At 52.8% G+C, this 24,263-nt stretch carries 17 protein-coding genes; 4 read left to right on the top strand and 13 right to left on the bottom strand.

Annotated elements, in window-relative coordinates:
- Nucleotides 1-3: 3 nt before the first annotated feature.
- The 8 genes from ACYVBJ_RS23265 to ACYVBJ_RS23230 all read right to left on the bottom strand — a co-directional run bounded on the left by ACYVBJ_RS23265 (nt 4) and on the right by ACYVBJ_RS23230 (nt 15,855).
- A complete protein-coding gene (locus ACYVBJ_RS23265; RefSeq protein WP_460984692.1) occupies nt 4-1,725 on the bottom strand; it encodes a sodium:solute symporter family protein in 1,722 nt (573 codons plus the stop codon).
- 3 nt (nt 1,726-1,728) lie between these two features.
- Nucleotides 1,729-4,590, bottom strand: a complete 2,862-nt coding sequence (locus ACYVBJ_RS23260) for a hypothetical protein (protein ID WP_460984691.1) — start codon at nt 4,588-4,590, stop codon at nt 1,729-1,731.
- Nucleotides 4,591-4,626: 36 nt separating this feature from the next.
- Nucleotides 4,627-7,194, bottom strand: a complete 2,568-nt coding sequence (locus ACYVBJ_RS23255) for a glycerophosphoryl diester phosphodiesterase (protein ID WP_460984690.1) — start codon at nt 7,192-7,194, stop codon at nt 4,627-4,629.
- Nucleotides 7,191-8,204: an FAD:protein FMN transferase gene (locus ACYVBJ_RS23250; protein ID WP_460984689.1), complete on the bottom strand. Its 1,014-nt coding sequence runs from the start codon at nt 8,202-8,204 to the stop codon at nt 7,191-7,193. The genes ACYVBJ_RS23255 and ACYVBJ_RS23250 overlap by 4 nt, the downstream gene beginning before the upstream one ends.
- Nucleotides 8,179-9,981, bottom strand: a complete 1,803-nt coding sequence (locus tag ACYVBJ_RS23245; protein WP_460984688.1) for an FAD-dependent oxidoreductase — start codon at nt 9,979-9,981, stop codon at nt 8,179-8,181. The genes ACYVBJ_RS23250 and ACYVBJ_RS23245 overlap by 26 nt, the downstream gene beginning before the upstream one ends.
- A 1-nt stretch (nt 9,982) precedes the next feature.
- Nucleotides 9,983-11,101, bottom strand: coding sequence for a hypothetical protein (locus tag ACYVBJ_RS23240; RefSeq protein WP_460984687.1), 1,119 nt, complete (start codon nt 11,099-11,101; stop codon nt 9,983-9,985).
- A 108-nt stretch (nt 11,102-11,209) separates the two neighbouring features.
- Nucleotides 11,210-12,685, bottom strand: coding sequence for a RagB/SusD family nutrient uptake outer membrane protein (locus tag ACYVBJ_RS23235; protein WP_460984686.1), 1,476 nt, complete (start codon nt 12,683-12,685; stop codon nt 11,210-11,212).
- A gap of 107 nt (nt 12,686-12,792) precedes the next feature.
- On the bottom strand, nt 12,793-15,855 hold the full coding sequence (locus ACYVBJ_RS23230) for a SusC/RagA family TonB-linked outer membrane protein (protein ID WP_460984685.1): 3,063 nt from the start codon (nt 15,853-15,855) through the stop codon (nt 12,793-12,795).
- A 274-nt stretch (nt 15,856-16,129) separates the two neighbouring features.
- Between ACYVBJ_RS23230 and ACYVBJ_RS23225 the strand changes: the two genes are divergently transcribed.
- The gene (locus ACYVBJ_RS23225; RefSeq protein WP_460984684.1) at nt 16,130-17,149 is read left to right on the top strand and encodes a LacI family DNA-binding transcriptional regulator; all 1,020 of its coding nucleotides are present in this window, start codon (nt 16,130-16,132) and stop codon (nt 17,147-17,149) included.
- 38 nt (nt 17,150-17,187) lie between these two features.
- Here the strand turns inward: ACYVBJ_RS23225 and ACYVBJ_RS23220 are convergent, their stop codons facing one another.
- Nucleotides 17,188-17,961 carry an NUDIX hydrolase gene (locus tag ACYVBJ_RS23220; RefSeq protein WP_460984683.1) on the bottom strand — a complete coding sequence of 258 codons (774 nt, stop codon included), beginning with the start codon at nt 17,959-17,961 and terminating at the stop codon, nt 17,188-17,190.
- A gap of 456 nt (nt 17,962-18,417) precedes the next feature.
- Here ACYVBJ_RS23220 and ACYVBJ_RS23215 point away from each other — a divergent pair, with 456 nt between their 5' ends.
- From ACYVBJ_RS23215 to ACYVBJ_RS23205, 3 genes are all read left to right on the top strand, one after another.
- Nucleotides 18,418-19,299: a formylglycine-generating enzyme family protein gene (locus tag ACYVBJ_RS23215; protein ID WP_460985266.1), complete on the top strand. Its 882-nt coding sequence runs from the start codon at nt 18,418-18,420 to the stop codon at nt 19,297-19,299.
- Nucleotides 19,300-19,361: 62 nt separating this feature from the next.
- Nucleotides 19,362-21,047 carry a sulfatase family protein gene (locus tag ACYVBJ_RS23210; protein ID WP_460984682.1) on the top strand — a complete coding sequence of 562 codons (1,686 nt, stop codon included), beginning with the start codon at nt 19,362-19,364 and terminating at the stop codon, nt 21,045-21,047.
- A 294-nt stretch (nt 21,048-21,341) separates the two neighbouring features.
- A complete protein-coding gene (locus ACYVBJ_RS23205; RefSeq protein ID WP_460984681.1) occupies nt 21,342-21,539 on the top strand; it encodes a hypothetical protein in 198 nt (65 codons plus the stop codon).
- An 86-nt stretch (nt 21,540-21,625) separates the two neighbouring features.
- Here the strand turns inward: ACYVBJ_RS23205 and ACYVBJ_RS23200 are convergent, their stop codons facing one another.
- From ACYVBJ_RS23200 to ACYVBJ_RS23185, 4 genes are all read right to left on the bottom strand, one after another.
- Nucleotides 21,626-21,889, bottom strand: a complete 264-nt coding sequence (locus ACYVBJ_RS23200) for a barstar family protein (RefSeq protein ID WP_460984680.1) — start codon at nt 21,887-21,889, stop codon at nt 21,626-21,628.
- Between the two features lie 88 nt (nt 21,890-21,977).
- The gene (locus tag ACYVBJ_RS23195; RefSeq protein WP_460984679.1) at nt 21,978-22,220 is read right to left on the bottom strand and encodes a hypothetical protein; all 243 of its coding nucleotides are present in this window, start codon (nt 22,218-22,220) and stop codon (nt 21,978-21,980) included.
- Between the two features lie 334 nt (nt 22,221-22,554).
- Nucleotides 22,555-23,319, bottom strand: coding sequence for an SDR family NAD(P)-dependent oxidoreductase (locus tag ACYVBJ_RS23190; RefSeq protein ID WP_460984678.1), 765 nt, complete (start codon nt 23,317-23,319; stop codon nt 22,555-22,557).
- Between the two features lie 70 nt (nt 23,320-23,389).
- Nucleotides 23,390-23,806, bottom strand: coding sequence for a helix-turn-helix domain-containing protein (locus ACYVBJ_RS23185; protein ID WP_460984677.1), 417 nt, complete (start codon nt 23,804-23,806; stop codon nt 23,390-23,392).
- Between the last annotated feature and the right edge of the window lie 457 nt (nt 23,807-24,263).

The raw sequence follows: 24,263 nt of genomic DNA, 5'->3' as shown, positions 1-24,263 counted from the left end.
TGCTTATTTTGATCCAATGTTCACAGGTTCAGGCACGTCGATTGATTCTCTACGTTGGCTGGCCCGCCACGGAATCAGCGCGGCCAACAGGATGACAACCCCGATGATCGACGTAACACTGCCGCCAACGTCGGCCAGTACGCCCAGGCCAAACAGCATCAGCGCCGTAAAGACCAGCGACCCCGCGATGACTTTCAGGCCGAATTGATTTTGCGCGACGATCGCTCGTTTCTCCTCTTCGGAAGTAGCATCCGATACGTCATCACGTTTGCGTTGGCGAGCGGCTACGTACTGCAAATGCTCATCGGCGACCTGACCTTTCGAGCGAGCGTAGAGTTCGTAGATCATGAGTAGGGCCAGCGTCAGCCCAACGCCAATAACGGTTTCGGCACCACGCGACAGTTTGAAGTCGAGCAGAATGGGGGATAACACTTTGAAGAACAGATTCACGGCCAGCCCGATGCTTGTGATTCCGAGTGTAGCGCGGCTGGTAAGTCGTTTAGAGAACAAGGCCCAGAGGGGAGGAGCCAGCAGCGGTCCGCCTGTGATGGACGAAATGCTCAGAACTACTTCGACAATACCGCCTGCTTTCGGCACCAGCAGGGCAATCCCAATCATTCCCAGCCCAAAAAACCATGATGACCCGCGCGCTACGCGAATCAGTTGCCGATCAGACGCTTTCGGGTTCATCAGTCCTTTATAAATATCGTTCGTAAACACCGCCGAAACTACGTTCAGCGCCGTATTTGCACTGGCTGAGGTCGAAAAATACATACCCGTCAGCATGAGGCCCAGCAAACCCGGTGGCAGCACTAACTGGCAGATTTTCAGGTACGCATTTTCGGTGTCGAGTCCGGTTAATGAGGGATCAATGACGCGGTAAATCATGGGCGGCATCATCCAGATTACCGGGCTGATCAAATAAAGCCCCGCGAACAGGAAGGCCACTTTTCGGGCCGATTTGGGACCATCGACACTCGTGTAGCGCTGCACGAATGTCCAGTTGCCGCCGATGTAGGCGATGTGATACACGACAAAGGCCAGCACGAACCCAATCGTGTATTCGCCGTTGAGCGGGCTGAAAAAATCGGTGGGTACGTTCTGCAAAAAGCCATCGAAGCCACCCACCTTGTCGAGCGAGAGGGGAAGCAGAATGAATACAGCGGCCGACAGCACCACAAATTGCAAAATATCGGTTACCATCACAGCCCACAAACCACCAACGGCCGTGTACGCAATCATGAAAATGCCCAGCCCGATGGTCGTCGGAATGAGGGGTAGATTCAAGGAAGAACTGACCAGCTTGGCTACGGGATAAAGCACCGAGCCTTTAATGAAAATGCTGACCAGCGTGAAAATAAAAATATATGCTTTTTGTACTGTCAGGCCGAGTCGTTCGCGGATGAATTCGGCGGCCGTCAGCGCGCCCGTGGCTTTCCAGCGGGGCGCCAGATACAGCCCCGTGACCAGGGCGCCGATGCACATGGTCCACTGAATGGTAATGGCCACCCAGCCGTATTTGTAGGCAATACTGCCCCAGGCAACAAACGTACCGGCGGAGAAAAAGCTCATGAACAGCGAGAGGCCCCCAATGAACCAAGGAACGGCTTCACCACCCGCAAAAAACGATTTCAGGTTGCGGCCCGTTCGGGCAAACAGCATCCCGATCCCCAGCACAAACGCCGAGAAAATAACGATAACGGTGGTATCAATGGTCGTATTCATGCGTTAGTTACGTAGCGTTAGTGGGGCGAGCGTTACGGTTTTTCCGTCCAGGCCTATTCCTTCCAACTGATACTCCAGCGTTTGGTTAGGATCGTTCAGATGGATACTGAATTCATAGGGATAGCGGGTATCCTCACTGGTTTTCCAGGCCTCGTTGCCAAGCCGATAGCGCAGCGTTACTTGCTTCAGCGTTTTTTCGGTGGCATCCGTAAAGATATACGCATCGGAAAACTGCGGTACCAGATTGAACAGTATGCCCGTTACGGTGCCCAGCGTCGTGGTGGTTTCCTTCCGGTGAAACCCCTGCTGCGCAGACGCGCGCGTTTGTGGGTCTAGAGCGGCCTGTTTCTGCAAGGGTACGTCTACCGTCAAGCCATGAATTTTTATAGCGATCAACCCCTGCGAAGAGACGTTTGCTGATAGTTTTCCGTCGGTCATGGTACCCGCTGTAGACGTACCATCGGCCTGATAAACAGTAGTTTTATACGTTTGCCCTTTGTTCCACGGAATCAGATCGGGTTGCAAACGCAGCGTCGACGTAATGGGCTGGTTGGCCGTGTTCATCAGCACGACATATAAGTCGGTTGCACCAACGCCAAGGACATGGTTCAGGGCAATCTCATCGACCTGCAAGGCATGGGCGGGCAACCAGAGCTTTACGTCTTTATTGCCAAATACCTCGCCCGCTTTGTGCCCATAGACTTTGCTGCTCAGGTACGCGTAACCGGGCGCGTAGGCTGATGGGAAACTGACCTGCCCTTTCGATAACCGGTACGCGTCGCTGACCAGAAAATCCATTACCAGCGCAATGTGCGGCCAGATGTGATTGAAAAAGATGAAGTTGAATTTGATGTCCCAGAAGTCGTGCAGGGGGTAATCGGGTGACTGGTATACGTTGGTATTCAGCGTCGTAAAGTAATAGCCGGGGAAGTTTGCGTAGCGCCCAACCACGGCGTTATAAGCTGCATCGCGAAATAACGTATCGTTCGCCAGGTGCGCCAGTCGAAGCAAATCAGCGGCATGGTGCGCTAACATAATGGGGCCGTTGCCAACATACGTATGCGGCTGTTCGGGCGAGAGGCCCACCAGCGACGTGCGCCAGGCGTCGATTTTCTGTTCGGGAGCCTGAATTGTCGCGTCGAAACCCGGCAGAAAGTCGAGACTGTTGATCTTGTAGCGTTTATGCGCCTGTCCGGTCACGATGCCCCCCCGGTTGACGGTAATTGCCGAGTCAGGAGCCATCGGATTCGACCGTAGCCAGAGCAGCATCTGACGCGCACCGATGACCGACGCTTCCAGATAACGGGGTTCTTTTGTCTCTTCGTAGAGTTCCAGCAGATCCATCCAGCGGGGCGTGAAATCGGTGTAAAATAAAGCTTCGGAATCGTTCAGACCCGCGTTGGTCTGGAAGTTGGTCGGGTAGTTGCCCAGTTCCTGTATAATGGCCGCATCCGCTTTCTGGCGGGCTTTTTTGAGGTCGGCGGGATTCTGTGCCATTCGGTAACGCGCCAGAAAATCCTGCCACGAATCGCCACCCGTGGCAGTGTTCAGGTTCAGTTTGCGGGCGGTGCCGAAAATGCGTTCGGTTTCGAGCCGGAACGCCGAAGTTCGGCCACCCGTCATGTCGTGCAAGCCGGATAATTCACCGATTTCGACGCACGGGCCTTTCAGAAAATGCGACGGACTTTGCAGGCGTATCGTGTCGGAAATGGCGTACAGGTATTTCTCCCGCGACATGACGTATTCCATCATCGGCAGGGCCCGACGCCGGTAGATTTCCATACTTCCCGTACTCAAGGCGACGCCCAGCGCGTGCAGCGCCGATACGTTCTTTACCGAACCCACTACGTCCTGCACGTAATCGGAGCCTTTCAGCTCGTCCACCCAACCGCCATACGGCCCCATCGCGTAATCAATCATGTTCTGGAGCGTCTGATTGAGCGAAACGGTGGCGTTCTGCCGTTCTTTTTTGTAGCGAAAAATGTCGCGCAGCACAAACTGCGTGCCCGCGTACCAATCGCCCGGATGCAGTACGTAGCGAAGCTTGAACGAATACGCTTTCCCGGGCGTCATCTTCGAGTCCTCGCCCCCCAGAATTGGCGCGAACAGCATCGGGCGGGCTTTTCCGGCTTCGTCACGTAACACCAGGCCAAAGCGCGAATTTTTGGTAAAGGCGTAGCGGTACGGAATTTCGGACGGGTCGGGCGCTACGCCTTCGGTGAGGCCGTTGGTGTTGACGAATGTAGCCGCCGTAAGCGCAAAGGCTTCGGGAGCCAGGTACGATCTGGCCGGGAACCTCCGCCACGACCAGACCATCGGCTGGTACAGGAACTGGACCGCGGCCGTATCGGTAGCTGTTAACCCCGTGAACCCGAGTGAGTAATACGCTTCCTTTTTCGGGCTGAACTGCATCTCGATCACCGGAGCTTCGTGGCCGGGCGGCAACATAACCCGTAACGCGAGTGTGCCCTGTGGCGTCTTGGCAAACGAAAATAGTAATTCGTTAGGGTCCCTCTGCCGAACGTTTACCGCCTGATGATACGTAGCCGGAGCGGCCCTGAACGCATCGCGCTCAATATCGTTCTGCGAGCGCTTCCAACCCGCAGTGGGGTAGCGTGTCTTTTCGGCGGCTGTGTGTTGCAGATTGGGATTTTGCGGGGTGCTTTGCAGCAGCAGTTCCGGGCGGATCTGCCGACGTAGATTGCCTTTTATGATCGTCAGCGTCGATTTTGCCGTCAGTCGGGCAGGTACCGAAATCTGATATGTATCGTTCCGAATGGTCAGCGTTCGCTGCGACCAGGCCGGTAGGCAGATCGTCAGCAACCAACTACTGAGCAGGACAAGAATCAGATTTCTCAGGTGCATATTTAGTTAGAGTTAATATTGTTACGTTGAGTGCCGCTACTGCCATTCGTACGACCAGACCGCTATGCCAAACGGAGCCAACTGAACGGCTGCTTTGGCCGCATCCAGCGAACGATTATCCGGTAGCGATTTCAGCGTTCCTTTGCCCGAACGCAGCACCTCTGGTTTTAACTGAATCGTGGCCGTCGTTGCCTGCGCCCGGTTGTTGAGCAATACCACAAACAGTTGGTTTTTATCGGGCGATTGCGCCAGAACGTATTCTACATTCGGGTTGTCGGGCAACACGACGCCTTCCCGGATTAGTAAATTGGCTACCTGCCCGTAGATGCGGCCCGGTGCGAAACCGTAGGTTTGATGCGGGCCGACTTTGGGCGTAACAAATCCGCGCGGGAACGTAGCCTTTCCGCCGGAGCGCAGCTCGACTTCGGCCAGCAGATAGTCCATAAGCCAGCCAATTTGCCACCACGCATGATGCGGATACGGCCCGGCACCCTTGTTCATGGTGTTCCAGTAGTAGGATGCGACGCTGGTTTGCGGATCAACGAACGCATGGCGACCCACGGCAGCGGCCCGCGCCATATCGGCAAAAATAGACTCCCTGGTCAGGGCATACAGGCGAATGAACATGCCCGCATGACTCGCCAGTTGAATCGGCCCGTGCCGGTTTGCCGAGCCGAAAATACCGCCATGTTCAAAACTCAGTCCGGTCTGGCTAATCTCCCAATCTTCGCGGGCGACACCATTCACGGTTTTTGGCTGGTGGCTGGCAATGGGGTGCGTGTAAATCGACGTCGTATACACTTTAGCGGCTGTAATGGCGGCTTCTTTGTAGCGGGCGTCTTTCGTCAGATCGTATAAATCCAGGTAAGCCTGCGCTGTCTGGCCGGTGGCGAAGTCGGGCGCGTAGCGGGCATCGCCACAGACGCCGAGGTAACTGCCGGTTTCGATGGCATTTTTCAGCATCCAGTCGGCCCCTTTTCGGGCAGCTGCGAGGTAGTTCGGATCGTTCAGCAGGCGATAGGCAACGATCATCCCGTAGAACGTAGGGCGAACGTCCTGAATGTCCTTGAAAATCTCCGCGTTGCTGGTATGGTCGTAGGCAACGGCCCAGCTACCATCGGGTTTTTGCCAGCTCAATAACCGTTCCGCGCCAAGTTTTAGCCGCTGTTTCAGTTCGGCATTATTCGGCTCGAAGAGCAACATATTACCCACGTCGAGCAGGGTGTAATACGTAACGCCGATGGGCTCCATTACGTCGCCCCACTCCTCGACAAACTTTTTAGATTTGGCCAGGTAATACTGCCCCCGAACAGCCCCTTCGAAAAATCCCGGTGTCGTTTGCTGTTGTACCAGTTTGAAATTTAAGGCGTAGGGCAACACGTTCTGGGTCAGCAGCGGGTCGTTCGTCGACGCAGCGAGCATCCACATGGCACCGTAGTCCGAGTTTTTCATGGCGTCCTTATTGGAGCCGACGACCCCGCCCAGATAGGACTGCGCCCCAATTTTCCGGCCTTCAAATTCCTCTACGTTCCACAGCGACGTTTTCGGGTCGGTGAGGTAATGGTGCATTTTTTCGACCCGGTCGGTCAGCGATTGCTTATTCTGCCGGATCGCCAGCGATTCTTTAAACCGGTAGATATCATACACCGCATGATTCAGCGCCTGGAACCAGTCGCCATTCGTGAGGCTGTAGCGGAACGTATAGCTGACGGTTTCCCCGGCTTTCAAGGCCGATTTCGGTTCGCCCAGAACCGGGAAATACAAGGTAGGCGATAGTTGGGCTTTGCGGTTCATGTGCGACAGCCCAAGCTCCCAGTCGGTTTGGGTGATTTTATCAGATTTCCACGGGTCACGGGCCAGACCGGGTTCGGGAATTACCGACAGAGTCAGGCCGTTGCGGGTGCTTACCATCGGCGACAACGTACTGGCGCTCCGTTCGCGGTAAATGGCGGGAAGGGTTGGGATTCCGTGCCCGTAGGCGTAGGCAAGTGCGAAATTGGTCTGGAACGTAGTTCCCTGAAAATAACCTGGTACCGTTGCCCAACTCAGCTGCGATTCGGCGATCGTGGCGATGGAGGGCGTGGCCAGCGAAAAATAGCCTTGTTTCTTGGCCGTGAGCTGTTGGCTAACGACTACGTCCGTCGGGAATGTCGGGTCCAGCGACCAGGTTGTGCTGATGGTGGCCATGTCGGTTTCCTGCCGGAACGCTACATTGTTTTTACCGGTAGTCTGAACCGTTGCCGGAAAAAAATGAATGGCTTTTCCGGCTTTATTGAGCGCAACCGGATTGGTGCATTCATTCCATTGTTCGCGCTGGTAATGGTATTTGGGCCCCGGAAACGGCTGTCCGGTGATGTCGTTGAAGGTCGTGTCGGGCGTGGTAGACGGCTTATCGGCCGAATACAGCAGCGTATGTTCGCCCGAGGGCGTTCCCAGCGTTTGCCAGTTAGTGCCCTGCTTCACCTGAACTTGTTTTACGGCAAAGCCCTGCGCCGTTTTTGCCCAGACGAGCTTTACGTGGTCGTTCGCAAGCTGAGGGGTTTGTCCGAGGCAAATGCCTGGGCTGATGAGTAAACCAATAAAAAGAAACGTGTTGTTTTTCATAAGTTCTTTACGCCTTCGGTTGCGAACGACTGGAGTTTTCCATCGGCGTCAGTATACAGCAGGTACGCATCTAACTCGGTATGGTGTGCGAGAAATTGCTTTGTTTTTTCGAGTCCCATCACCATGAATGCCGTGTCGTAGCCGTCAGCCGTGATGGCATCCGGGGCAAAAACGGTCACGCTCAGTAACTCGCTTTGCTCCATCAGGCCCGTTTTGGGATTGATGATGTGGCTGAACGTCTGCCCATTCGCTACGTAGTGATTTCGGTAATTTCCCGCCGTTGTCACGGCCCGGCCTTCGGTCGGACCCGTCAGTTTTATCGTCACGTAAAGCTGCTCTGGCCGTAGCGGATTCGTAATGCCCACCGTCCAGGATTGCCCCCCGCCTTTTTGTCCTTTCGTCCGAATCTCTCCTCCGATCTCAACCATGTAGTGCTGAATACCTTTTGACTCCAGCAGTTCGGCAATCACATCGACCGAATACCCCTGCGCAATGCCATTCAGATCAATCCTGACGTTCGGTTTTGTTTTCTTTACGCCTGTCGAATCAAACGTAATGTTTTGGAAACCAATCAGCCGGGTTAATGAGTCGATAGTGCTCAACTCAGGTTCACCTACCCGCTTTGCGCCGAAACCGTAGGCCTCCACCAGGGGCAGCACCGTCGGGTCGAAGGCTCCGTCTGTGTTCTGAAACACCTCCGCCGACTTTTTCAATACCGGAAAAAAATAAGGTGACCGAAACCGGTGTTCCATACGCTGGTTGAACTGCGAAATCTCCGAATCGGCCCGATAGAGCGATAAACAGTTGTCGATCTGAGCCAGTACCGAATCCACCTCCGCTTTGACGTTCCGTTGCCGGGCGTCGCGATACTTGATACGATACGTTGTTCCCTGCGCTTCTCCCGACAGACTAATCAAGGGCGTTTCGGCCGTTTCCATTCCGGCTGACAGGAACAGAAATGGCAGGAAGATCAGGAGCAACAGATTACGGTTTCGCGGTAGCGGGTTCATCTTTGATAATTCCCATCAGTTCGGGCAGGTGCGACTCGTACACGCCCCGTGGCGACGTATTGTTTTTCTTCGCTACGTAAGCGGCAAAACCCACCACTTCGCCCATCATGCCGCAGGTTCGCATCACACGGGTGCTGCCGAACGCTACGTGCGTGGTGCTGATGTTACGTCCCGCCATGAATAGGTTCGAGATGTTTTTCGAATACAGACAGCGGTACGGGATCGTGTACGGTGCTACTTTAATGTGTTTCGTGCCCGCAAAAAACTCCTGCCCTTCAAAGTATTTGCTGTTTTTGGCGTCGGGAAAATGCAGGTCGATGGTCCAGGTGGCGGTAGCGGTTCCGTCGGGATATTGCTTGCCTTCCTGAATGTCCATCTGGTTCAGAATATGGTCGCCGATGATCCGGCGCGATTCGCGTTTGCCGCCGATGTAGGCCACCCAGGCCAGTTCGCGCCTGGCGTATTTATCTTTCTTATTGTTTTTCAGGTACGACCAGTTACCAAAAATGGCCCGCAGGTTATGGTCGCGAATTTTTTCGGCGTCGGTAATGGTGTTGAAATTGCCGAAACCCGTTTCCCACTGCCAATCTGCCTTGGGTTCGTCGATGTGGTACTCCTCCGAAAATGGAATAGCCCAGGTCGTTTCGGGAAATGACGATACGGTGTCGCGCTCCAGCGAAGCCCACAAATTTGACGTACCCAGCGTAAACTGATCGGCTTTTTCGGCCGCCAGCGACTCGCCTGTTTCGGCTTTACTTTCGCGCCCAAAGCGGTATTCAGCCCCGGCCAGATGGCCCAATGTCCCATCGCCGGTGCAGTCGGAGAAGTAAGTACCTTCAAAACGGGTTTCTTTATTAGTTATGATGTCGCGCCCAACGACGGCCACGATTTTGTCGGCCGCTTTTTCGACTTTGTAGACGTGCGTATTGAGAAACAACGTAATGTTCCGTTCGGCTTTAACGATGTTCGTCTTGCGGGCATCGCCGTATTCTTTGGCGTCGGGGTTGCCGTTGCCAGGATCGCCGTTGTCCATTTCGCGCACGATACGTCCGAGTTTCGGGTAATGGTTTTTGTCGGTATCGCCCATCAGATGCACGCGGATTTCGGAGCTGTTGTTGCCCCCGAGCACCGGACGGTCCTGAATCAGCGCCACTTTCAGACCCATACGAGCACCCGAAATGGCGGCACACGTACCGGCAATACCTCCACCAACCACGACCAGATCGTACTGACCCGCTTCGGCTGTCTTTCCGGTCAGGTTCAGCGCTTTGTTGCGGAATGCGTTGAGGTCTTCGAGTTTGTTGGGGGGCGTAAATTTAGGCGCGTTCGTGAACAGAATCGCGTCGCAGCGGCCATTGAAACCCGTCAGGTCGTGCAGCGCGAGCGTCATCTGTTCAGTCGTTACGTTGATTTCTCCGCCGTTGTACCATTTCCACTCGTCGGAGCCACTTTCGCCGAAGATCATCGGTAACGGCTGGTTGTCGAGCCTGACCTGAAACTTACCCGGCCCTTTCGGAAACGGAGCCCAGTCTTTGGTGCGTACCCAAATCTGATACTTCCCTTTCTTCGGGAATAGTACAGCCGTCGTCGCGTCCTTGACGGGGCGGCCCATGCCGTGCGCCATGACGTACGACGAGCCTTGTACGACAAACGACTGCTGGTCGATCACCCAGCCGCCTTTGTTCTCGAAGGATTCTGTTTCGACGAAAACGTGGTCCTGTGCTGATAGAGTGAGGCTCATCAGCAGGCCAGACAGTACGTTGAATAAGGTTTTCATATTACTTATTGATTTGGGTAGCGTTACGTTCAAACGTTTTTAGCTGCGCCATAACGTCCGGGTTTTCGGGTTTCTGCCGGGTCAGCAACTGGTATAGTGCCGGGCCCAGCTCCGAACTGGAACTGTTGAGGTGACGGGCCAGCTGCACCTGGGCTTTATCGGGTAACTTCGGCTGTTGGGCCAGCAGGTTTAGCAGCAAAGCCGACTGTTCCTGATTGGATTTGGGCAGTTGCAGCGCAAGCGCTTCGGTCAGCGCCGGGCGAAACGGGATCGTCGTCAGCTTTTTCAGAATCGCCATCTGAAACGGATAGCTGGCTTTTTGGTACGTATCCCACAGCCACAGCTGTCGGGCATCGGTCTGAAAAAAAGTGGCTGATAATTTTTGCAGGGCGTAGCGAGCCGTGAACAGGTTCTTTCCCTGAACAATTTTCAGAATGTCGGGCACGAAGCTGGGAAAAATCTCACCATCGGGGCTAATCGCCCGGTCTATGGCCCAGTACTGGTAATCGTGGTTGGTGCTGCCCAGAAACTGATGCAGCAACGTATCGTTCTGGTACGTTTCGGTGATCCGCCGAATCTCATTCACGACGTAGCCATGGGCAATGTGCCAGAGGGTGTAACAGGTGTACACCGCTCCATCGATCACCTCATTTTTTACGGTTTTCAGCGTAGCACCCGCCTTCGCGTCGACCGAATCGGCCAGGTTTTCGGTGCCATTTCCAACCAGATCTTCCATCGTTACGTCTTTCAGCAGCGAGCTATTGTTCCGTAAAATCGCCTGCATTTTTTCGTAGTCTTCCGGTTTGAATTCCTTATGGTCCATTTTTGTGAGCACCTTACCCGGCGGAAAATCATAGCGCAGGTAATTGCCCAATAGATCCCAGTAGAAATTAATGTACACCGGCTTACACTCGCCCGTCAGACAAACGGGCGTGAAAATGTTCCGAAAGAAATACGCTGGCTCTCCGGCTTCGTTCAAGGCCAGTTTAAGGGTATACGACGTGGTGTCATTCTCGCGAATGTGGAACTCCCGGACGCGCACCGGATCATCGGCAAACGCCAGTGACCAGCCCGAAAAGCCGAGGAGGAAACAGCCAGCAAGCAGGAGCCAAGTGCGCATGGTAGAGGGGGAAAGAGTGAATGAGTGAAAGAGCGAACGGGTGAAAAAATGAGCAAATGATTGGTAGATGTAGTCACTCACTCTTTCGCTCATTCACCCGTTCACTCTTTATTTCCAGTCCGGGTTTTGTTCCAGTTTCAGGTTGGCGTTCAGCTCGTCCTGCGGAATGGGGAAATATTTGTTTTTGGCCGTTACCGGGCGCGACGGGTACACGCTGTTCACCGCTTTCGGAATGACGGTCAGGTATTTGCCCGTGCGGGTCAGGTCGTACCACCGGTCACCTTCGGCGAAGAACTCCCAGGCGCGTTCCTGAATCACAGCGTCGATAAATGCCTCTTTGCTCAGTCCGGTCTGTAAATCAGGCAGTCCGGCGCGTTTGCGTACTACGTTGATGTAGCTGTAAGCGGCAGGCGATGCTCCATTTAGCCGGGCTTCGGCTTCCGCAGCAATCAGATACACGTCGGCCAGCCGCAGAATGGGGATGTTGGATATATTCCCCTGCGTTGAGTTCGGGTCCTGATATTTCTTGATAAGTACCCCATCAGGTGTGATGGGTGTAATGTTCCGCTGTGGAACAAGTTTACCGCTGCGATCGAGGTAGGTCGTATCGAGCAGCTGACGCCGTTTGTCGGTCGCATCAAACGATTTGAAAAAGGACATATAAGCGAACATCGACCCAAAGCTCGTGCGGGCGTATTCAACACCGGCGCTACCCGGGGGGCCGCATAGACCGACCAGCTGGTGACTGCGGCCGGGGGAAATCGGATCAACTTCGTACGCCCACATATTTTCGATACGGGCCGCATCTTCCTGATCGTATTTGTAGACGTTACGTACATCGGGCATCAACGAATATTTGCCCGACGTAATCACCGCCTGCGCTTTTTCGAGGGCTTTGGCCCATTCTTCGTTGTACAAAGCCGCTTTGGCATACAGCGCATTCACCACTTCTTTCGACGGGCGACCTTTGTCGACGGCTGGGTACGAGGGCAATCCGGCCGCAAAGGCCTGATCCAGATCGGCGTAAATTTGCTTGTAGACGTCAGCTTTAGGACTTTTTCCTACCACGGCGTCAGCTTCCGAGTAGCTGGGCGTCGTTTTGATGGCGACATCACCGAAATTTTTGACCAACGCCCAGTAGTAAAAAGCCCGTAGGAAATAGGCTTCACCCAAAATTTGCTTCTTCCGGGTTTCGTCCATGTTAGCGGCTGGTACTTTGGCAATAATCCAGTTCGTTTTTTCGATACCGTCGTAACTCGATGCCCAGATTTGCTGGGGCGATTCGTTCGTACGTCCGTTGCTTTTCTGAACGGTATAATTGACATCGTACGAGAAGAGCGTCAGCGTGTTGCGTCCCACTACGCCCCGTGGGTACGTCTGATCGTCGCTGAAATCGGGGACTAGCGTCATGGCGGGGCCACTGTACAGATCGGCTACGGGATCGTAGGCCGCAATCAGGCCCTTTTCGGCATCGGCCGCCGTCTTGTAGAACGCTTCGGTATAGATAGACGAGTAAATGGTTTCGTCCAGTTCGCAGCCGGTCAGGCAGAGCGCAGCGAGTATAGGAATGAGAGTCTTTTTCATTTTAAAGAGCGAGAGCGTGAACGAACGGAAGCGTGTAGGGTGATAGCGAAACGTCTGTTGGGACGCCAGCCCGGTCATTCACGCTTTCGCTCGTTTACTCATTAAACTTAAAGTGTGATCTGCAAGCCGCCGAGGAACGACTTTGCCTGTGGGTAAACCAGGTTATCGATGCCAATCTGCGTGTTCGAACCGGCGTAGGTATTTACCTCGGGGTCGAAGCCGCTGTAGCTGGTCAGCGTGAAGAGGTTGTTGGCGCTCACATACACCCGAATGTTCTGGATGCCTTTAATGCGGGCCGGGCCGACGTTCGGAAGCGTATAGCCCAGCGTTACGTTCTTGCAGCGCAGATACGAACCGTCTTCTACGACGTAGTTGCTCACGGGCATACGGCTGCCCTGTGCCGGAGCGGGAAATTCCGTGCTTGGGTTGGTGGGTGTCCAGCGATTTACAACCCCCTGCAGCATATTCCGTTGCCCCAGTGGTTGGCTAAACGAAAGGCGGCTGGCATTGTAAATATCATTCCCCTGCGAACCAGACAGGAACGCACTGAAATCGAAATTTTTAAACGACAGATTCGTCGAGAAGCCGTAGATGAAGTTCGGGTTTGGGTTGCCCGTAATGATCTGATCGGCCGCCGAGATGATCCCATCGCCGTTCAGGTCTTTTACTTTCTGGCTGCCTAACGTACCCCCATAGCCCGGCAGAATAGCTTCACCGGTCTGGTTCACCCCGTCGAATACGTAGGTTTTGAACAGCCCCAGCGGACTGCCGACCTGCAGAACGGTGTAGGTTGTTACGAACCGTTCCTGCGTGGTGCCGCCATCCAGATCGAGCACTTTATTGCGGTTGAACGTAGCGTTGGCCGATACATTCCATTTCAGCGGTCCGTCCAGAATCCGCGCATTGGTAGCCAGCTCCAGTCCTTTATTTTCGAGGGCGGCAAAGTTACCCGTAATGGTACTGTAGCCCGAGCTTAACGGCAGCGTTTTTACGTAGAGCAAATCCCGGGTTGTCTTTTTATAGACATCCACAATAAAGCTGACGCGGTTGTTGAGGATGCCCAGGTCCAGACCGATATTGGTTTGTGCCGAACGTTCCCAGCGCAGGTCGGGATTCGCAATGCCCGATGGATTAATGCCAATCTGGTAGGTGTGGTTGATGTTGTAATCGCTGCCCGGATTTGGCGCCGAAACCGTGGCCAGTGACTGATAGGGGTCGATACCAGCCGCGTTTCCGGTGATACCATAGCTGGCGCGTAATTTCAGATCAGAAATCCAGTTGACCGATTTTATAAACGGCTCTTCGATGATCCGCCAGCCAGCCGACACCGCGGGGAATACCCCATATTTGTGATTAGCCCCAAACCGGCTCGATCCGTCGATACGCGCCGTCAGGTCAAGGAAATACCGGTCTTTAAATCCGTAATTGATACGTCCCAGATACGAATCGAGCCGTTGGGTAGTGCGGTTGCTGCTAACGGTCCGGTTCAGGGCCAGTTGCACCGCTTCGTTCTTCGTAGCGTCGTTCGGGAAACCCGTAGCATTAATCTGGTTCTGGTTGTAATTCTCTGACTGAGAAGCGAATACGCCCGTAACTTTCAGCGAGTGATCTTTGGCAAACGTCGTGTTGTAGGTCAGAATGCTCTCGTGGAGTAGCGCCAGGTTGTTGGTATTCGTTTTAGAGCCGGAGCCTGAATTGTCGTTCAAATCCGACTTGTTGACGATCGAACGGGGCGAATACGTATCGCGAAGGGTACCCTGCATATCGATGTTGAACGAAGCCCGGTACGTCAGCCCTTTCAGGATCATAACATCCCCGTAGATATTTGCCAGCGTCCGGCGAATGGCAGTCTGGTTCAGAATCGCCGTGTAATTCAGCGGGTTGATTACCTCCCGATACTGCCCGTTTGCCTGCTCGCCAAAGGGGAAAATACTGCCGTCTTCGCGGTAAGGTTTTAGGGTTGGCGGGGCACCAATGGCCGCCCCCAGCACGGTTCCGGTCACTACGCCCGCATCGCCGATATTTTGGTTACCCGTCGTAACGCCCGAGTTGATAGCATAACTTCCTAAAATACTGGTACCAACTTTTACGCGGTCGCTAATGCGGTGATCGACGTTCAGCCGGAATGAGTACCGTTTGAAGTTCGAGTTGATGATGATCCCGTCCTGATTGAAATAGTTGGCCGAGAGTGCCATCTGGGTTTTCTCCGAACCCCCATTGATTGATAACTGGTGACTCTGAATGGCCGCCTGCCGGAAAATGATATTCTGCCAGTCGGTGCCTTCGCCCAGCGACGATGGATTTGCGTAGTAGTTGTTCTTGAAGGTTTCGTTTTCGACCTGGGCAAATTCGGCGGCATTGAGCACGTCCAGCTTTTTGGCTACGTTCTGCACGCCATAATAACTATCCAACGTAACGCGGGTAGCGCCCGTTTTGCCGCGTTTGGTCGTGATGAGCACGACGCCGTTAGCCGCCCGTGAGCCATAAATGGCCGAAGCGGAGGCATCTTTCAGGATTTCGACCGATTCAATGTCGTTCGGGTTGATGGTCGAGAGCGGGCTGACGCTGTTGATTTCACCGCTGTTGTTCGAGCCGTTCGAGATCTGAATCCCATCCACGACGTAGAGCGGTTCTGAGTTGCCGTTGATGGAGTTTGTTCCCCGAATCCGGACGCTGATGCTGCCGCCGGGTGCGCCCGTATTCTGGCTCACCTGTACGCCCGATACGCGGGCCTGTAACCCCTGCGCTACGTTGGCAACGGGCGTTTGAACCAGCTCGGTCGATTTTACCGAGGCAATAGCGCCGGTTGTTTCAATTTTTCGCTGCGTACCGTACCCAACCACCACCACTTCACCCAGCGAACGGTCGTCGGACTGCAGCGTTACATCAATGTTGCTCTGGTTGCCAACCGTTACGTCCTGCGATACGTACCCGATAAACGAAAACGTAATCACGGCATTAGCGGACATATTAGGCAGCGAATAACGGCCTTCGGTGTTTGTCGTTGTGCCGCGCTGCGTATTTTTCAACACCACACTCACGCCCGGCAAAGGCGCCCCGTCCGAGCCGATTACGCGTCCGCTCACTGTGCTTGCCTGTGCCCACACATCTGTTCCTGCCGCGAGGAAAAACAGCTGTATAAGCACGAGAATCTGTACGATTTTTTTCATAAAAGGAATAGGGGAAAAGTGCAATTTTATTGGTTGGTTTACATAAAGCCCAGTTAAAGCAACTCTTCTAGCTTATTTGGTGCTTTTACGAGGGATATTCGGGCAATACGATCTAGTATGTCTGAAAGTAGTGGTAATACCAGCTTTTGGCAAGATTTTTTGTAATTATTCTTTTGGAAACGTTTCCAGAGAAAACTGGAAACGTTTCCAGTTTTTTGTAACCTTTTCAAAGTATTTTTGCGATGCTGTTGCCTTTTACAGGAAAAATACAAAAATGAAAGCGCATCAGACGACGATCATTGATCTGGCCAGGCAACTGAATTTATCGAATGCTACGGTGTCGAGGGCTCTGACCGGACACCCGCATGTTAATGCTGAAACCCGACGGAGGGTGCTTGAACTGGCCGAACAGCTCAATTACCAGCGCAATCAGGTAGCGATTTCTTTACTGACCAGTCAGACGCGCACCATTGGCATTATGGTGCCTGAATTTATTTCGTATTTCTTCCCCAAAGTGATTATCGGCGCGCAGGAAGCCCTGGCTGAAGCGGGGTATAACGTAGTGATTTGCCACTCGAATGAGTCCTACGAAACCGAGGTTACGAACGCGCGCGCGTTGCTGGCCAGCCGGGTCGATGGACTGATTGTATCGCACACCAAGGAAACCCGCAACTTCGATCACTTTCGCCAGTTTCAGCGGCAGGGGATTCCGGTTGTTTTTTTCAACCGGGTGTGCGAAGACATGGACGTACCGAAAGTCGTGGTCGACGATTATGCCGGCGCCTTTGAAGCAGTTGAGCATTTGATTCAGACAGGACGTCGGCGGATTGCGCACCTGGCCGGCCCCAATACGCTGCCCAACAGCCGAACGCGGTTGAACGGCTATAAAGATGCGTTGCAGAAACACGGCTTACCGGCGGAGCCTGACCTGATTATATCGTATGACCTCACGCTTGAAAAAGCCAACATTTACGTCAATCATCTGCTGAACCTGCCCCAGCCGCCCGATGCGCTGTTCGCCATCAACGACCCGACGGCTATTGAAGCCCTGACCGTGATTAAAGGTCGTGGCTTACGAGTGCCCGACGATGTGGCGATTGTCGGTTTCAGCAATGATCCGCTGGCCGCGCTGATCGAACCGGGATTGACAACCGTAGCGCAGCCCGTGCACGAAATTGGGCAGCAAGCCGCCCGGCTGCTGGTTGAACAGCTCGCGGATCGTGAGGTGGACGTAGCGCCGAAAACGATTGTATTGCCCAGCCATCTGGTGATACGAGGTTCTACACAGAAGTGAGCGGGTTTTCTGGAGTAAGAAACCAGGGTGATCTTGGCTTAAAAATCTTTTTCCAGACCGTTCTGCAAAGCTTTAAAATACGTTTCCTCGTTAAAGGAGTATAAGAAAGGTGCCTTGTGAGCCGCTCCCGAATAGTGTTTTTCTTTCCGTTCTAATATGCCGTAGGACAGTATTTTCCGATTAAAATTACTTCGGTCCAGCTTACGGCCCAGAATGGCTTCGTAAATCGTTTGCAGGCTCTTCAGCGGAAACTCCTTTGGCAGCAGATTATACCCGATCGGCTGATAGTTAAGCTGCAAACGCAGGGCCTGTAAGGCTTTGGCAATAATGGATTCGTGGTCAAACAGCATAGTAGGTAGCTTACCCACGTCCTGCCAGGCACAGGTAAGGGAGCTTTCGTCCGGTTGGGGCACTACCCGGGCCGAGTCAACCAGCGCGTAGTAGCCAACGGTGATAAAGCGTTGCATGAACCAGCTGTCCGCTGTTAATTCGATCCCTATTGTCTGGAGTACGTCTTTCAGATGCTGCTTGCGGTTCCGCTTGGCACTGCCGAAAACCTGAAACTGTTGCAGGAACACATCCTTCAGGCCCGTACGCTCGCAAAGGATACGAGCGGCTGCCTCGTCCAGGTCTTCGTCTTTGCCAACAAACCAACCGGGCAGCATCCACTGCTGGTTGGTTTTAGCCTGTAGCAGTAACACCCGCAGTTCATTTTGATGAAAGCCAAAAATGACGTTATCGATTGATACAGCCGGCAGAAAATAATCGTGACCATTCAACAAAGCCTGGCTGGGCAGCAACCCGTTTGACATAAAGTGAATCTTTTTTTGGTAGCTAGAGCGATTCTATCGTACATTGGGTCAAATTTACTCAATATAGGTCGGTTTGACTCAATAAAGACGCAGGTTAAAGATAAGGTATTTGCCCTTTGCACGGCAGCTAAAAACAGTAATTCTGCGGTCGGATACGTTCCCAACCAGGCATGTACGACTCCAGGTCTGCAATTCGTAAACGTAAGTAATAGTATGTTCGATCACCTTCTTGATGGGTTCGTCTGGAAGACTGGAATTGGCCAGGCCGCTCGTTGTCTTCTGACTAGCAGCGTCTTGGGTTGCTGGGGTTGCCAGTCGGTCAACCAGGCCGAATCTTCCAGCGCTACCATAACAAACTGCGGACACCAGGGGTCAGTACGTCCAAGACCAGCCGTGTTGGAAACTGGTCAACGTAACGTTACGGACACGGCGGCTCAAAAACTGGGTAAGACTGGCATGGTGTGGATTCCGGGTGGCACCTTTCCGATGGGTACTGATGCATTTGAGGACGCCAGCCCCGTACACCCGGTAACGTTGAAAGGCTTCTGGATGGATCAGCACGAAGTCACCAATGCGCAGTTCGCCCAATTCGTCGCCGAAACCGGCTACGTAACGGTTGCCGAACGCCCGCTTAATCCGCAGGATTATCCAGGTGTCTCCCCCGTTCAACTGGTGCCGGGGTCAGCCGTGTTTACCCCACCCGCTCAACCGGTGTCGCTCAACAATCCATTGCAGTGGTGGGAATATGTAGGGGGCGCTAACTGGCGGCATCCTAAAGGACCCAACAGCACTATACTGGGACATGAAGATGATCCCGTTGTTCAGGTCAGTTATGAGGATGCTACCGCGTACGCTACCTGGACCGGCAAACGACTGCCTACCGAAGCCGAATGGGAATGGGCCGCCTTGGGTGGCAAAAGGTCACCTGTCTATTACTGGGGTAATCAACTGACGCCGGGTGGTAAATGGCGGGCTAATATTTATCAAGGTTCCTTTCCCCAAAAGAACACGCTGGAGGATGGTTATGCGGAAGCAGCCCCGGTCAAAACCTTTCCGGCCAATGCGTATGGGCTGTATGATATGGAAGGTAATGTCTGGGAGTGGTGCCAGGATTATTACCGACCCGATTATTACCAGCACTCCCCTAAGAATAATCCCCAGGGGCCTTCAGACAGCTATGATTCCCAGGAACCTACTGCAATAAAGCGGGTTCAGCGCGGAGGGTCGTTCCTGTGTAGTGATCAGTACTGTAACCGGTATAAAGCCGGTAGCCGGGGCAAAGGCGAAGTGAGCAGCGCCAGCAACAACCTCGGATTTCGGTGTGTAACAACCCGCTAACGCAGACAAACCCGCTCACAAACTCATATTGAACGCGTAATATCTAGTTTAACCGTAAAACCATGACTCGACCGTTTATCTACCGATCCTTTGCCGTCGCCCTGGCCCTGGGAGGGGTACTGCTGGCCCTGCCTAGCTATGTGGGCATTGAAGAGGACAAAACCTCCCCAAAACAGTCTCCGCCCGCCCGGCCCAATGTGATCTTTATTATCTCCGACGATCATACCTCGCAGGCCATCAGCGCCTACGGCAGCCGGCTGGCCAGGACCCCCAACATCGACCGTATCGCCCGCGAAGGAGCCATCCTCTACAATAACGTGATCTCCAACTCGATCTGCGGACCTAGCCGGGCGACGTTGTTAACCGGTAAATACAGTCACACTAACGGCTATAAACTCAATGAGAAAGTTTTCGATATCAATCAGCCGGTCTTTCCCGAAGAACTTCAAAAAAACGGCTATCAGACAGCCTGGGTAGGTAAAATGCACCTGGGCAGTCTGCCGCATGGGTTCGACTACCTCAATATTCTGCCCGGTCACGGCAGCTACTACAACTCAGATTTTGTCAATTCACAGAATGAGACCAAACGCTATCCGGGATACGTAACGGACGTAGTAACCCAGCTCTCAACCGAGTGGCTCGAGAAGCGTACGCCCGACAAGCCGTTCTTTCTGGTGGTGGGGCATAAGGCCACCCACCGCGAGTGGATGCCTGCCATTGAAGACCTGGGGGCCTACGACAACAGGACCTTCCCGATCCCGCCGACCTTTTACGATAACTACGAAGGTCGACTGGCGGCCCAAAAGCAGGATATGAGCATTGACAAAACGATGCGCTTAAAGGAAGACCTTAAGATCAATTTGGTCTATGACCTGGACGAAGCCAACGTTGCCAAAGAAAAAGCGGAGTTGAACGCAGCCTATTTCGGAAACCAGCCAATTACCCCGGAGCGGGATAAGCAACTGGAAAACCTAGTCCGGAACGGCTCTTACAAGCGACTCTCCCCCGAGCAGAAAAAAGCTTTCTCTGCTTACTATAACCGGATCAGCCACGAATTTGAGCAGAAGAAACTGACCGGCAAAGCCCTGGTCGAGTGGAAATACCAGCGCTACATGCGGGATTATCTGGCAACCGCCAATTCGCTGGACCGCAACATCGGCAAATTGCTGGACTACCTCGATAAAACCGGCTTGGCTAAAAACACAGTCGTCGTTTACACCTCCGATCAGGGCTTCTACCTGGGTGAACACGGCTGGTTCGATAAGCGGTGGATCTACGAAGAATCGCTCAAGACGCCGTTTGTGATTCGCTATCCGGGGGTGATTAAGCCCGGCACCCAGGTACGTAATGTGGTATCGAACGTCGATTGGGCCCCCACGCTGCTGAACATTACGGGTACCAGTATTCCGAAGGAGTTTCAGGGGAAATCGTTTCTGTCCGTACTGACTAGCCCCAAAGCCAACTGGCAGGATCAGGCTTATTATCATTACTATGAGTATCCGGAACCACACCACGTAGCGCCCCATTTCGGGCTGCGGACCGAACGCTACACGATCGCGCGGTTCTACGGTCCGGATAACTTCTGGGAGTTATACGATATTCAGAAAGACCCCCACAACCTGAAGAACCTGTATGGGCAGAAGGGCTACGAAAAAATAACGGCTAGTCTGAAGGCACGGCTCAAAGCAGATATCATCAAGAATAAGGATGACGAAGCCTTGAAGCTTTTTGAAAACAGTCCAAAATAGACCATAACGACATAATATGAAAAGGCGTTGGACTACTCAAGCTGGGTAATCCGACGCCTTTTTTAATAAATAGGAGAGAAGAGATAATAACTTTTACTTCCTGCATCGAACAAATGCGCGCTCAGCATCTTCATTAAGCAGTTGGTAGGATATTATTTTGTTATACTCATAATACAACTAAAATAGTTAGTTGCTATTTTTGTCCGTCAGTTCATGGCTGTCCTGCGTTGGCTTTGCTAGTAACAAGGCAACGGGGTATTGGCTTTGATTTTCTCCTTTACGAATTGAACTAGTATGGCTGCCCACAAGAAGCAAGTAATCCGGATCGTTTTTGATGTGCTCGATGAAGCTAAACACAACCTATGGCTCAACGGAGAGCTATCCGTTACGGCTGCGGACCCAGATGAAGCGATTGATTGGGTGTTTACCCAAATGCAACGTCAATTTAACCGAACGGATATTCGGCTCTCACGCGTACGAATTTGTGCTTAACGATGCGAATAGGGCAGCTTGGAATAGCTGCCTTTGCGTTGTAGTATAATTTAAACTGACCGCTGGCTTCTGTCCTAACCAGAATGTCAGGCAAGCGCCATGGATTTAGGAGCCATTTCCTGGTTATAGTCCTGGATCACCTGTCGTAAAATCTGCATGTCGCGCGGACAGTACTGGGCAAATTCATCCCAGTGGGTCAGCGTCAATTGGTGGGGCATTTCAACAACGGCCACGATGCAATCCCAGAAGGCATCCCAGCTTACACCATACCAGTCGGGAAACTGGAGTTCACGTTTGAAAAACTGGTGAAGGGCCGTTTTAGTAGTAATACCTGTTAAATCGAGTACCATAAATAAGGTCCGGGGGAAGCAACCTACAGGAACGCCCTACAGCGCATCTTTAGTTGTAGGGCTCAGAAATGTACTATACAGGTTCTCATTACTGAACCATAATCTGGAAGCCAGCTCCCTTGAGTACCTGAACCAGGGGTAAAGGAGCTACACCAAACATGTGTTTTTCCAACCGTAGGATACTGTGATGCTGACCACCCTGCTCTTCAACCGATTCGCGGTAGTCAAGAGCCTGGGACAAGCAGTCAAAGCAAACTAATTCCTGGCGATGGGTAAACGACTGACTTCTGTCAATCCGGGCGGATAGCGTTGTTTTGAGGGCTGAAACCATAACGGTCTGAATGAGGAATATTAGAATAGTACACTAAATTACTATTGGAAATTGTCATGACAAAATATTTTTCAAAGATAAGTAGCTGGAAAACAACGATTAATACAAAAATTATAGAATTTATGGGTTTATTCTTATTATTCGATAAGTATAAATACGCCTACAACACAGTCCCGAAAAAACTATTCGTTTCAGCCTGCCTATACCGTGTGATATTAAGTTCTTTATAGCCAGGGACTGAGTGATGCGTAATAGATAATACGTTTCAATAAAAAGGGCCTTCCACAACGGAAGGCCCTTTTTATTGAATAGAATCAGTAAGCACATACGGGCGCTACAAAAACATACCGCCCGAGACCTCGATCCGCTGGGCATTGATCCAACGGGCCTCCTCGCTGCACAGGAACGCAACTACCCCGCCAATGTCGTTGGGCAGGCCGACCCGGCCCAAGGCGGTAATCGATGCAATGTGACTGTTCATTTCCGCGTTGTCGCGTACCCGTCCTCCACCGAAGTCGGTTTCGATGGCCCCGGGCGCTACTACGTTCGCTGCAATACCGCGTTCGCCCAACTCTTTGGCCAGGTACCGGGTGAGCACTTCTATGCCGCCTTTCATGCTGGCATAGGCCGAAGAACCCGGATTGGAGAAACGGGCCAGACCCGACGAGATATTAATGATACGTCCGCCATCATTGAGCAGAGGAAGGGCTTTCTGCGTCAGGAAAAACACACCCTTCAAATGAATAGTCATCATTTCGTCGAACTGCTCTTCGGTGGTCGTCGCAAAGGGCGCGTACAAGCCCGTGCCTGCATTGTTGATCAGAAAATCGAAGCGGTCAGTATTGAAGGAGTCGCGCAGTGCCGTGCTGACCTGCTCATAAAATGCGTCGAAACCTTGCATACGGCTGCTGTCGAGCTGTAAGGCAACGGCATTTTGACCGAGGGTCTTGATCTCTGTTACTACAGCCTCGGCCTCTTCCTGTTTGCTGTTATACGTCAGCAAGACGTTGATGCCTTTTCTGGCCAGACTCAAGGCCATGTTTTTGCCTAACCCCCGGCTACCACCGGTCACTAACGCTATTTTGTTTTCAGTTGCCATCGTTTGCTGGATTTAATAATGGCACAAAGTTGGGCTGCGCAGCCGGGCGGGCTATGGTGACAGTTTCAGATTAAATGGTGAGTAGTTCAGTTTTTTCCCAGTTAGCCTGCCACTGCTGTTCCCGATATTGCCTGGGGGTTACGCCCTGGAATCGTTTGAAGAACTTCGTAAAGTTCGACGGATCGTAGGTGAGGGTAGCCGCAATTTCGGCAATGGGTTGCTGGGTAACCCGCAGCAGCGTCCGGGCAACGTCCAGAATTTTCTCTTCAAAAAAGAAGCAGGGAGCCTTTCCGGTAGTCAGTTTGATGGTGTTGCTGAGGTGCGTCGGGTGAATGTTCATCTCCCCGGCAATATCCCGAATTTCATACATTTCCGTTACGCGTCCGGCCACCAGGTCGGCCAGGTGACGATCAATGATGGCGAGAAAGTCGGCCGTAATTTCGTGCTGCCGGGCGGCTATTTTCTGAGGCAGTTTATATGTTGTCATGGCGGTGGCCAGGTTCTGTAAGGCTGGTACTGCCTACTCTAACCGTTTGCGCACGTTTTTTGATTCTTTTCTCTAAAAAAGGAACCCTATAAAACTGCGTTCAGAACATGATAACACCGCCGACGCCCTGACTCCGAATGAATTAAATGGCTCGGCTTACATCCACCCAGATTGGGAATGTAGCTATTAAGCCAGTCATTGCAGGCTTTGGCAGACGGAACTACTTCTACCCCTTTTTGGTAAAGGATTTCCGCGGTAATTTCTTTTGGAGACTCCATTTGCAAACCCTCATGATGCGCGTAAAACTGTTGAATCGTATGGGAAAACACAAGCCCCGTTCTACCTTTGCGGCTCAATCAAAGCGTGGAAGAGCGAATGAGAGAAAGAGTGTATTACTCGTGCATCCAGCGTTCGCTCCGCTTCGGCGGTCTGATTTCACTCATTTATTCTTTCGCTC

The sequence above is a fragment of the Spirosoma fluminis genome, from assembly GCF_054778895.1.
Note: the sequence above shows the minus strand (reverse complement) of the source record. Positions and strands in the feature narration are given on the sequence as shown.

What these genes read in the sequence shown, in the direction of transcription:
- ACYVBJ_RS23265 (WP_460984692.1), bottom strand. Translation starts at nt 1,725, where the DNA reads ATGAATACGACCATTGATACCACCGTTATCGTTATTTTCTCGGCGTTT.
- ACYVBJ_RS23260 (WP_460984691.1), bottom strand. Translation starts at nt 4,590, where the DNA reads ATGCACCTGAGAAATCTGATTCTTGTCCTGCTCAGTAGTTGGTTGCTG.
- ACYVBJ_RS23255 (WP_460984690.1), bottom strand. Translation starts at nt 7,194, where the DNA reads ATGAAAAACAACACGTTTCTTTTTATTGGTTTACTCATCAGCCCAGGC.
- ACYVBJ_RS23250 (WP_460984689.1), bottom strand. Translation starts at nt 8,204, where the DNA reads ATGAACCCGCTACCGCGAAACCGTAATCTGTTGCTCCTGATCTTCCTG.
- ACYVBJ_RS23245 (WP_460984688.1), bottom strand. Translation starts at nt 9,981, where the DNA reads ATGAAAACCTTATTCAACGTACTGTCTGGCCTGCTGATGAGCCTCACT.
- ACYVBJ_RS23240 (WP_460984687.1), bottom strand. Translation starts at nt 11,101, where the DNA reads ATGCGCACTTGGCTCCTGCTTGCTGGCTGTTTCCTCCTCGGCTTTTCG.
- ACYVBJ_RS23235 (WP_460984686.1), bottom strand. Translation starts at nt 12,685, where the DNA reads ATGAAAAAGACTCTCATTCCTATACTCGCTGCGCTCTGCCTGACCGGC.
- ACYVBJ_RS23230 (WP_460984685.1), bottom strand. Translation starts at nt 15,855, where the DNA reads ATGAAAAAAATCGTACAGATTCTCGTGCTTATACAGCTGTTTTTCCTC.
- ACYVBJ_RS23225 (WP_460984684.1), top strand. Translation starts at nt 16,130, where the DNA reads ATGAAAGCGCATCAGACGACGATCATTGATCTGGCCAGGCAACTGAAT.
- ACYVBJ_RS23220 (WP_460984683.1), bottom strand. Translation starts at nt 17,961, where the DNA reads ATGTCAAACGGGTTGCTGCCCAGCCAGGCTTTGTTGAATGGTCACGAT.
- ACYVBJ_RS23215 (WP_460985266.1), top strand. Translation starts at nt 18,418, where the DNA reads ATGGTGTGGATTCCGGGTGGCACCTTTCCGATGGGTACTGATGCATTT.
- ACYVBJ_RS23210 (WP_460984682.1), top strand. Translation starts at nt 19,362, where the DNA reads ATGACTCGACCGTTTATCTACCGATCCTTTGCCGTCGCCCTGGCCCTG.
- ACYVBJ_RS23205 (WP_460984681.1), top strand. Translation starts at nt 21,342, where the DNA reads ATGGCTGCCCACAAGAAGCAAGTAATCCGGATCGTTTTTGATGTGCTC.
- ACYVBJ_RS23200 (WP_460984680.1), bottom strand. Translation starts at nt 21,889, where the DNA reads ATGGTACTCGATTTAACAGGTATTACTACTAAAACGGCCCTTCACCAG.
- ACYVBJ_RS23195 (WP_460984679.1), bottom strand. Translation starts at nt 22,220, where the DNA reads ATGGTTTCAGCCCTCAAAACAACGCTATCCGCCCGGATTGACAGAAGT.
- ACYVBJ_RS23190 (WP_460984678.1), bottom strand. Translation starts at nt 23,319, where the DNA reads ATGGCAACTGAAAACAAAATAGCGTTAGTGACCGGTGGTAGCCGGGGG.
- ACYVBJ_RS23185 (WP_460984677.1), bottom strand. Translation starts at nt 23,806, where the DNA reads ATGACAACATATAAACTGCCTCAGAAAATAGCCGCCCGGCAGCACGAA.